Below are 8,846 nucleotides of genomic sequence, written 5' to 3'. Positions count from 1 at the left end.
GTGGGGGCCATGATCGGGGCGTTCACGGCACTTTTCTTGCCCGGCTTCACCGCCTCGCGATAGACGGCATCAAATTCCTCCACCGCCAGCAATTCCGCGCCGCGGCGCAGGGTGTGGCGCATGGTCAGCACGGTGATGAAGCCGGTGCGGGCCTGCTTGGGCAGGATGGCCGCCACCTCGACGGTTTTCTCCACCATGTCACCAATGCGCAGCGGCGCATGGATGGTGACGCGCCGCCCCGCCCCCATCCGGCGCGGCAGGCCGATGGGCGGCAGAAAGACGCCGGGATTGGGGTGGCCATCGGGGCCGAGGTCGGATTGGCGGCCGGTCTCGGCGCAATACATGGAAAACCAATGGCCAGGCAGCGCATCGCCCATGCGGAAATGGCCTGGGTCAAGGTCGAGCATGCTGGCGATTCGGCGGGTGGCGCCCAGGCCCACATCCTCCTCGGTGACGCGGCGGCGGCCCACCCAGGATTGCAATTCGGGGGAAAGGGTCTCGCTCATCACTCGGCCACCAGGTTCAGGCGACGGATCAATCCGCCCCAGCGTTGACCATCCGCGGCAGCGCGGATGCGGAATTCCTCGGGCGTATTGGGCGGCGCTGCATCGGCGCCCACCCGGGCGAAGGCGGCGCGCACGCGCTCATCGCCCAGCGCGTCATTCATCGCGGCATTGAGGCGGGAGATGGCCTCGGGCGGGGTGCGGGCTGGGGCGGCGAGGCCAAAATAGGCATTGGCCTCAAAGCCGGGGATGGTCTCGGCCACCGCCGGCACGCCGGGCCATTCGGGGCGGCGGGTGGGGGTGGTGAGTGCCACCGGCCGCACGGTGGGGGCGCCGCGCACCGCCTCGCCCTCGGGCAGGCCCAGCGCGCGGGCATGGATGCGGCCAGAGAGCAGGTCCGTCATCGCCTGGGTGCTTTGGCGATAGGGCACATGCAGCATATCAAGGCCGAGGCGGGCGCCAATATCCTCCATCACCAGATGGGTGATGGCGCCCACGCTGGCCGAGGCATAGGTGAAGCGGCCCGGATTCGCCTTGATCCAGGCCACCACCTGGGAAAAATCCGCGCCGGGGATGGAGTTGTGCACCAGCAGCATATTCGCCGTGGTGCAGAAACAGCCAACCGGGATGAAATCCCGCTCCGCCTCATAGGTGATGCCGCGATAAAGCAGCGCATTCAGCCCTGAATTGGTACCGATACCGGCGATGAGGATGGTGTAGCCATCGGGGGCGGCGCGCATCACCGCCTCGGCCGCGGTCGAGCCATTGCCGCCGGGGCGGTTATCGGCCAGCACCGGCTGGCCCAGGCGGGATTGCAGCGCATCGGCCATGACGCGGCTGACGATATCGGTCTGCCCACCGCCGCCGAAGGGCACGATGAGGCGCACCGGGCGCTCGGGCCAGGCGGCCTGGGCCAGCATGGGGGTGGCAAGCGCGCTGCCGAGCAGCAGGCGCCGGGGGATTATATGGGTCATGAACGTCTCCGACGCATAGGTTAGCCCGCTTCACCTGGCATCGTCGATAACCCGACCATCGGTGGGCAACGAGCCCTGGGGCACGAAGCGGGCGGTGCCGCGCAGGCCGGTGGCGGCGCGCAGCGCCTCGACCAGGGCGGCAGCCTCGCCCTCGCCCTCGGCCAGCAATTCCATCACATCCTGTTCATCCTGGCGGGTGATGCGCAGCCGCAGCCGGCCCAGGGCGGGGAAGGCGCGGCCTATGGCGGCGATCTGCTCGGGGCGGATGAACATGCCGCGCATCTTGGCGGTCTGATCCGCCCGGCCGAGCCAGCCGCGAATCGCACGCCCGCCGGGCAGCAGGGCCGACATATCGCCGGGCGAGAAACGAATGATGGGGTGGGAAGGGTCGGGGATGGTGACCAGCACCTCGCCAATCTCGCCCTCGGGCAGGTTATCGCCGGTGCCGGGGCGCACGATCTCCAAGATGATGCCCTCAGCGAGGCGCATGCCGGCCTCGCCCGGCACGGTATGGGCGATGAGGCCGAGCTCGGCGGTACCATAGGCCTCCACCGCGCTGATGCCCCGCCCGGCCACCCATTCGCGCAAGGAAGGCGGAAAGGCCGCACCGGTGACCACGGCGCGGGTGATGCAGCCGGCATCGATGCCCGCGGCATCGGCGGCTTCGAGCACAATCTTGAGGAAATCCGGCGTGCCGGTATAGGCGGCGGGGCGATAGGCGCGGATCGCCTCCAGGGTCTGCGCGGTATTGCCAGGCCCGGCGGGGATGACCGCGCAACCCAGGGCGCGGGCCGCGCTGTCGAAAATGAAGCCGCCCGGGGTGAGGTGATAGCCAAAGGTGTTCAGCACCACATCACCCGCCGCGATGCCGGCGGCGGCCAGGGCAGGGGCGAAGCGCCAGGGGTCCGGCCCATCACCCACCCCCTCGAAGATGGGCCCGGGCGAGACGAAGAGCCGGGCGCGGCCGGTGCTGGGTGCGAGGCCGGCAAAGGGCGGCGAAGTGGCCTGCATGGCGGGCAAATCGGCCTTGCGCAGCACCGGCAGGCTGGCCAGCGGCGCATCGGCCCTCACACCGGCGAGATGCGCGGCCCAGCCGGGCAGGGCCAAGGCCGCGCGAAGGGTGTTTTCCAGGGGCGTTTCCATGGAAGCAAGACTGCCCCAGCGCGCGGGTGCTTGCCAGCACCGCCTGCCATGCGCTTGATGCGCGCATGCGCCGTCCCCCTCGCCCACCATCGCCGCAAGGCCGTGGCTTTTCCCGCAACACCGAACGCCCTCCGGCCGGTGAGGCACGCCGCGGCCCGCCGGCAGAAGCCACGCCGGGGGGCATGCTCTGGCTGCATGGGCTGCACAGCGTGGCGGCCGCCCTGGCCAATCCCGCCCGCCGGCTGCGCCGCCTGCTGCTGACCTCGGATGCGCATAAGGAGATTTCCGCCCGGTTGCCGCCGCCCTGGCGCATTCAGCCTGAATTGGCCGAGCGGGCGCATTTCGCTGCCTTCCTGCCGGAGGATTCGGTGCATCAGGGTGCGGCCCTGCTGGTCGAGGCGCTGGAGCCATTGGATATTCACGACGCCATCGATGCCGGCCCTGGCCCCATTCTAGTGCTGGACCAGGTGACGGACCCGCGCAATGTCGGCGCCATCCTGCGCTCGGCGGCGGCCTTCGGCGCCTCGGCCGTGGTGATGCAGGACCGCCATGCCCCGCCCGAGACCGGCGCCCTGGCCCGGGCTGCGTCGGGCGCGCTGGAGCTGGTGCCGGTGATCCGCGTGGTCAATCTGGCCCGCGCACTCGACGAGTTGAAAAAGCATGATTGCTGGGTGGTGGGGCTGGATGGCACCGCCCCCACCACCCTCGCCCAGGCCGGTTTGGCCGGCCGCCGCGTGGCTCTGGTGCTGGGTGCCGAGGGCGAGGGCATGCGCCGCCTCACGCGCGAGGGCTGTGATGAACTGGCCCGGCTGCCGATCAGCGATCGGATGGAAAGCCTCAATGTCTCGGCCGCCGCGGCGGTGGCACTGTATGAACTCGGGAGGATGTGATGAACGCAGCGAAGATGATTTTGGAAGCACGCCAGGCGCGGCGGGTGCTGGCACCGCTCGGCGCGGCGGCGCCGGCCGATGCGCCGGCCGCCTATGCGGTGCAGCGCGAATTGGCCGATATGCTGGGGGCGGTGCCGCCGGGCGGCTTCAAGATCGGCGCCACCACGCGGCAGATGCAGGAATATCTCGGCCTTTCCGGCCCCGCCGCCGGTTTCGTGCCGAAGACCTCGCTCAATGCCTCGGGCCTGTCGGTGCCGTTTGCGGATTTTATTGGCGTGGGCGTGGAATGCGAGGTGGCGGTGCGCCTGGGTGCTGACCTGCCCCCCGGCCCCTGCACCGCCGAACGCGCCGGTGAGGCGGTGGCGGAGGTGATGTGCGCCATTGAGATCGTGGAGAAGCGCTATGGCGATCTGGTGGAGCTGGGCACGCCGACCTTGATTGCCGACCAGGTCTTTCATGCCTCCGGCGTTCTGGGGGCTGGGGTGAAGGATTGGCGCGGCATTGATCTGGGCGCGGTACGGGGCGAGCTGTTTGTCGATGGCCAATCGCGCGGCGGCGGCTTTGGCCGCGACCTGTTGGGCCACCCGATGAATGCGCTGGCCTGGCTTGCCGGCTCTGGCGCGGCTGAGGTGTTTGGTGGGTTGAAGGCGGGCCAGGTGGTGTGGCTCGGCTCGGTCACGCCGCCGATCTGGCTTGATGGGCCGTGCAGCGTGCGCGTCGTCTATAGTGATTTGGGCGAGGTGAGTTTGACGTTTCGTTAAGCTCTTGCGTTCATGATTGCGGCCGGGCGTGGGTTGCGCCAATTACAATCGCCAGGAGGGCGCATGGAGCAAAATTTGCCATGCAGTCCATCAAGACCTCCCCTGGGCGGAGCAAGAAGGCCTCGGGCCATGCCAAGGGCCGTGCCAAGGGCCGTGCCCCGACCGGCGCCGGGCGGGCCGAACCGCCGGTCTGGCACCGGCTGAGCGATGAGATGCAACTGGTTCTGGCGCGTGAGGCCATGATACGCGCTGCCGCCACGCTGGCCGATCAGGCGGAAATGATCGGCCTGGAGATGGAGGCCGGCACCTTGCATGATCGTGGCGGCCCTGAGGCATTGCGGCTCTTCGCCGCCATTATCCGCGCGACGAATACCGATCTCATGGGCCCCGTCGGCCACGCCTGAGCGCGGCACGCCTCAGCGCGGCCCGGCCGACCTCACCGTATGCGTGAGGCCGGCTGGACAGGAAAGCTGGTCAGCGTGCGGTCCACCAGCATCGGCAGCATCGCCAGGCTGGCCAGCCGCCCCTGGGCATCGGCTTTGCGGCAGGCCATTTCCAGCTTGGCGGCCGCATCACGCAGCGCCAGGGCGCCGAAGGTGCCAGCCGCCGCCTTGAGGGTATGCGCCTCATCCTCGATGAGTTGCACATCATTGCCGACGATAATGCGGGCGAGGCGCGCCCGGGTCTCCTCTGCAAAGACCTGGATCAACCGCGGCAGGCGGCCGGGGCCGACGGCGGCACGCAGCTCTTCCAGCGTCTCACGGTCCAGCAGCGGTGCCACAACCCCCGGTTCGGGAATGGGGATGGCGGCGCGTGGGCGGCGCGGGCGGGCATTGAGCACATCCTCCACCGCGGCCAGCATTTGCAGCCTGTCCAACGGCTTGGCCAGATAGCCATCCATGCCAGCGGTGATGCAGATTTCGGCATCACCTGGCATGGCGGAGGCCGTCATGGCGATGATCGGCACCCTTCCATGCATGCCCGGCAATTGCCGGATGGCGGCGGTGGCAGCGAGGCCATCCAGCACCGGCAGGCGCACATCCATCAGCACCAGATCAAATTCCGAGGATTCGGCGGCGGCCACGGCTTCGGCCCCATCGCGCGCCAGTTCCACCGTATAGCCGGCCTTGCGAAGGATGGCGGCGGCGACCAACTGGTTCACCTTGCCATCCTCGGCCAGCAGAATACGGCCATTGGCGAGCGGCACCGGCGGCAGAATGGCATCGGGCGCGGGCAGCAGGCGCGATGGCGGGGCGCCGGAAGCGGGCACCGGAAGCAGCGGCAGGTCAAAGAAGAAGGTGCTGCCCTTGCCTGGGGTGCTATCCACCGCGATCTGCCCGCCCATCAGCGAGACCAGACGCTTGCAGATGGCAAGCCCGAGGCCGGTGCCGCCCTGGCTGCGCAGCGGCGGCCCCTCAGCCTGGGCGAATCGGGTGAAGAGGCGGGCGCGCAGCTTGGGCGGGATGCCCACCCCGGTATCGGTCACCGCCACACCCAGCCGGCCATCGGGCAGCGCCGCCATGCGGATTTCGACCGACCCGCGGGAGGTGAACTTGACCGCATTATCCACCAGATTGAGCAGAACCTGCTGCAGCCGGACCGGGTCGCCCACCGCGCGGGCGGGCAGATGGTGGTCCAGGCTTGCCGAGACGCTCAGCCCCTTCTCGGCCGCGGCGGGGGCGACGAGGTCGAGCACCTCCTTCACCGGATCGGCCAGGGTGAAGGGTTCGGCACCGATTTTCAGCTTGCCGGCCTCGATGCGGCTGAGATCGAGCAATTCATTGACGGTGCCGAGCAGGGTCTGGCCGCAGCGGCGCGAGGTTTCGGCATAGGCGCGTTGCTCGGCATCAAGGCTGGTATCGAGCAGCAGTGAGAGGGTGCCCATCACACCATGCAAAGGCGTGCGAATCTCATGGCTCATGAAGGCCAGGAAATCGCTCTTTTCCTGATTGGCACGTTCGGCGGCGTGGCGCGCCTTCACCGCCTCACGCTCGGCGCGCACGCGCGCGGTCACGTCATGCTGGATGCCCACAAAGGCCACGAGGTGGCCATCGGCGTCAAACACCGGGGAGGTGCGTAGCTCATTGATGAACCGCTTGCGGTCACGCCGGTAATTGACCAGTTCGACCGTGATGGCGCGCTTCTCCGCCACTGCGCGGCGCAGCAGATGGGTCGATGCGCTATCCGTCCCTGGCCCCTGCAGGAAGCGGCAATTGCGGCCCAGAACCTCTTCCGCCGGATAGCCGGTGATCTTGAGGAAGGCAGGGTTGCAGAAGACGATCGGGCAATCGGGCAGGTTGGGATCGGTGATGACGATTCCGGTGGGGGCGGAGGCGATGGCGAGCGCGGGCGCGCCGTCAAACCCGGCCGCGGAGACCGATTTGAGCGCGCCGCGCAGAAAGGCGTTGCCGCCAGCATCGCGGATCAGATCGATCGGCGCGGCCGACACGGCCAGCGCCTTAATCGTCATAGGCAAGAAGGGCGTCGAATGGGACATGAATGCGGCTCCTGCCGCCAAGGAAGGTGAGTTCTATGAGAGCGGCGCTGCCCACCACATCGGCGCCGGCCTGCTGCAGCAAGGAGATTCCCGCTGCCATTGTTCCACCTGTTGCCAGGAGGTCGTCGAGCAGGATCACGCGCTGACCGGGTTGGACCGCGTCGGCCTGCATTTCGATCCGGTCCTCGCCATATTCGAGGGCGTAGGAGAGACCAAGCACCGCGCCGGGCAATTTGCGCGGCTTTCGCAGCATGATGAAGCCAATGCCCAGATGGAGAGCGAGGGGGGCTGCGAGCAGAAACCCCCGCGACTCGATGCCGGCCAGGACATCAGGCTTGCGCGCCGCCACCATGTCACCCATCCGGTTCATCGCTTCCTGCCAGGCAGGGCCATGCGCCAGCAAGGTCGAGATATCGTAGAACAGGATGCCAGGCTTCGGGAAATCCGCGATTCCCCTGATATGGGCCTTGAGGTCCATCTCGGGGCGGGCGCTGCGGCTTTCGGGAAGGTCATTCACGGCTGCGGGTTCACTCTCATCTCGTCTCCAGCTTTGGGTGCCGGACATGCTTATGGTGTTGACTGACTCGGGCCGGTTTGTGCCGTGGCACCCCACCGGCGGGTGGGACAGACCGGTAACCGGGCCCTGCTGCGGACTGCGTCATGCGCGTGCCGGCTGGCCTGGTGGATGGTGCGGCCTCAAGGCCAGACCGATCCTTGCCTGTGGAAGGGAGCCTAGGATCATTACGCTATCGATGCAAGCTAAACCGACAGGCTTTGCCCAGCCCTTGCGCCGCATCAACAAATCGCCAATTACCAGCCCATGTCACGATCTTTCGCCGCAATGCTGATTGGCCTGCTCGGGTTCACAGCCTATGTCATTTTTGTGATGATTGTGGCCGATTGGGTTCTCACCCTGCACTGGGCCGTGCAATTCCTATACTTCGCCATCGCGGGTATTGTCTGGGTTTTCCCAGCAAAGAGGCTTATTTACTGGAGCGCCGGACAATAAAAGAGGGGGCTGCCTGGTCGGAGTGAGAGGATTCGAACCTCCGGCCCCCGCGTCCCGAACACGGTGCTCTACCAGGCTGAGCTACACTCCGAGGCAGGAGCGCTTCTTACGCCGCCACCTCGGTGGCGGCAAGCCGGGCTGGGGGTGATATTGCAGTTCGCGGCGTAAACACCGCCGATTGCGCTTTGCGCGCGGCTTCACAGCGGGCAGATTGCACCATCAGCCAGGCTGGGCACGGGGCCCTTCGCGGAATCGGAGATCATGTCGTGATGAAAAAATCGACCATGCTGGGTTCGGGGCTCGGTTTAGGGCTTGCCCTCATCGCCTTCGCCACGGCCACCACGGCAGGTTTTGCCCAAGCCAGCGACCCGGCGCAGATCATCCGCGAGCGGCGTGAGGGGCTCAAGGCCATGGGCGCACAGATGGAGGCGATGGCCGCCATCGCCCAGGCCCGCGGCGACACCCAGCCCGCCATCGCGCGAATCGAGACCCTGCAGAACTTCTTCGCCAATTTTGTTGAACGTTTCCCGGCCAATACCCAGGCGGGTGAAACCCGGGCCCTGCCGGCCGTCTTCACCGATAGCGCCGGCTTCGCCACGGCGCTCACCAACCTCAATACCCAGTTGAGCGCCCTGCGCGCCGTGGCCGCGAGCGGCGATGCGGCCGGCTTTGCCCCCGCACTTCAGGCTACAGGCGCCACCTGCGGGGCCTGCCACAGGGCCTATCGCAGCCGCTGAAAGACGGGAAGGAAAGATCGAGGGGCCTTGCCCCTCGAGCACCCCAGCAGGAAACTCAGTTTCCTGCAGCTTCGTAGAATTATCGTGGACATATATGTCGACCCTTGTGGGAGAGCGGGAGAGAGCAATGCCCTTTCGCTGTTTTTGTCTGATCAAACGGTACCGTTTCAACGGATGACGTTCGTTCTGAGGTTTTTCCAAAAAACCGCGTCTGGCGAGCAAATTGGTATAATGGTGAGCCGGTCGGGACTCGAACCCGGGGCCGCGAGATTAAAACTCCTAGGCTCAGGACCTATTAAAAAGCTTGCGGCGCGGACGGAGGGTTGATTCAA

10 protein-coding genes and 1 tRNA gene are annotated in these 8,846 nt (G+C 67.1%); 5 read left to right on the top strand and 6 right to left on the bottom strand.

Going from position 1 to position 8,846, the window contains the following annotated elements:
- The 3 genes from ABWP84_RS17255 to ABWP84_RS17245 form a co-directional block, all read right to left on the bottom strand.
- A partial coding sequence (locus ABWP84_RS17255; RefSeq protein WP_353213266.1) for a MaoC family dehydratase N-terminal domain-containing protein occupies window positions 1–506 on the bottom strand: 506 nt, incomplete at its 3' end.
- Complete coding sequence (locus ABWP84_RS17250) at window positions 506–1,477, bottom strand: tripartite tricarboxylate transporter substrate binding protein (protein WP_353213265.1); 972 nt, start codon at window positions 1,475–1,477, stop codon at window positions 506–508. The genes ABWP84_RS17255 and ABWP84_RS17250, both read right to left, overlap by 1 nt.
- Window positions 1,478–1,507: 30 nt before the next feature.
- Window positions 1,508–2,620, bottom strand: a complete 1,113-nt coding sequence (locus ABWP84_RS17245) for an AMP-binding protein (protein WP_353213264.1) — start codon at window positions 2,618–2,620, stop codon at window positions 1,508–1,510.
- Window positions 2,621–2,685: 65 nt separating this feature from the next.
- On the opposite strand from ABWP84_RS17245, the gene rlmB reads away from it, so the two are divergent.
- From rlmB to ABWP84_RS17230, 3 genes are all read left to right on the top strand, one after another.
- Window positions 2,686–3,510 (top strand): 23S rRNA (guanosine(2251)-2'-O)-methyltransferase RlmB, encoded by an 825-nt coding sequence (rlmB, locus tag ABWP84_RS17240; protein WP_408904288.1) that lies wholly within the window; start codon window positions 2,686–2,688, stop codon window positions 3,508–3,510.
- Window positions 3,510–4,271, top strand: a complete 762-nt coding sequence (locus ABWP84_RS17235; RefSeq protein ID WP_353213263.1) for a hypothetical protein — start codon at window positions 3,510–3,512, stop codon at window positions 4,269–4,271. Before rlmB ends, ABWP84_RS17235 begins: the two co-directional genes overlap by 1 nt.
- An 80-nt stretch (window positions 4,272–4,351) precedes the next feature.
- Window positions 4,352–4,675: a hypothetical protein gene (locus ABWP84_RS17230; protein WP_353213262.1), complete on the top strand. Its 324-nt coding sequence runs from the start codon at window positions 4,352–4,354 to the stop codon at window positions 4,673–4,675.
- Between the two features lie 32 nt (window positions 4,676–4,707).
- On the opposite strand, the gene ABWP84_RS17225 is transcribed toward ABWP84_RS17230, so the two are convergent.
- Entirely contained in the window at window positions 4,708–6,768 is a 2,061-nt protein-coding gene (locus ABWP84_RS17225; RefSeq protein ID WP_353213261.1) for an ATP-binding protein, read from the bottom strand.
- Entirely contained in the window at window positions 6,731–7,246 is a 516-nt protein-coding gene (locus ABWP84_RS17220; RefSeq protein WP_353213260.1) for an adenine phosphoribosyltransferase, read from the bottom strand. The genes ABWP84_RS17225 and ABWP84_RS17220 overlap by 38 nt, the downstream gene beginning before the upstream one ends.
- Before the next feature lie 342 nt (window positions 7,247–7,588).
- On the opposite strand from ABWP84_RS17220, the gene ABWP84_RS17215 reads away from it, so the two are divergent.
- Window positions 7,589–7,777 carry a DUF2842 domain-containing protein gene (locus tag ABWP84_RS17215; RefSeq protein WP_353213259.1) on the top strand — a complete coding sequence of 63 codons (189 nt, stop codon included), beginning with the start codon at window positions 7,589–7,591 and terminating at the stop codon, window positions 7,775–7,777.
- 14 nt (window positions 7,778–7,791) lie between these two features.
- Here the strand turns inward: ABWP84_RS17215 and ABWP84_RS17210 are convergent.
- Window positions 7,792–7,868, bottom strand: a tRNA-Pro gene (locus tag ABWP84_RS17210).
- A gap of 178 nt (window positions 7,869–8,046) precedes the next feature.
- Here ABWP84_RS17210 and ABWP84_RS17205 point away from each other — a divergent pair.
- On the top strand, window positions 8,047–8,514 hold the full coding sequence (locus tag ABWP84_RS17205) for a cytochrome c (RefSeq protein ID WP_353213258.1): 468 nt from the start codon (window positions 8,047–8,049) through the stop codon (window positions 8,512–8,514).
- Window positions 8,515–8,846 lie beyond the last annotated feature (332 nt).

It is taken from the genome of Rhodovarius sp. (genome assembly GCF_040399605.1).
GTDB classification, from domain to species: Bacteria; Pseudomonadota; Alphaproteobacteria; order Acetobacterales; family Acetobacteraceae; genus Rhodovarius; species Rhodovarius crocodyli_A.
Note: the sequence above shows the minus strand (reverse complement) of the source record. Positions and strands in the feature narration are given on the sequence as shown.

Coding starts and splice junctions, on each gene's coding strand:
- ABWP84_RS17250 (WP_353213265.1), bottom strand. CDS start 1,477: ATGACCCATATAATCCCCCGGCGCCTGCTGCTCGGCAGCGCGCTTGCC.
- ABWP84_RS17245 (WP_353213264.1), bottom strand. CDS start 2,620: ATGGAAACGCCCCTGGAAAACACCCTTCGCGCGGCCTTGGCCCTGCCC.
- rlmB (WP_408904288.1), top strand. CDS start 2,686: ATGCGCCGTCCCCCTCGCCCACCATCGCCGCAAGGCCGTGGCTTTTCC.
- ABWP84_RS17235 (WP_353213263.1), top strand. CDS start 3,510: ATGAACGCAGCGAAGATGATTTTGGAAGCACGCCAGGCGCGGCGGGTG.
- ABWP84_RS17230 (WP_353213262.1), top strand. CDS start 4,352: ATGCAGTCCATCAAGACCTCCCCTGGGCGGAGCAAGAAGGCCTCGGGC.
- ABWP84_RS17225 (WP_353213261.1), bottom strand. CDS start 6,768: ATGTCCCATTCGACGCCCTTCTTGCCTATGACGATTAAGGCGCTGGCC.
- ABWP84_RS17220 (WP_353213260.1), bottom strand. CDS start 7,246: ATGGACCTCAAGGCCCATATCAGGGGAATCGCGGATTTCCCGAAGCCT.
- ABWP84_RS17215 (WP_353213259.1), top strand. CDS start 7,589: ATGTCACGATCTTTCGCCGCAATGCTGATTGGCCTGCTCGGGTTCACA.
- ABWP84_RS17205 (WP_353213258.1), top strand. CDS start 8,047: ATGAAAAAATCGACCATGCTGGGTTCGGGGCTCGGTTTAGGGCTTGCC.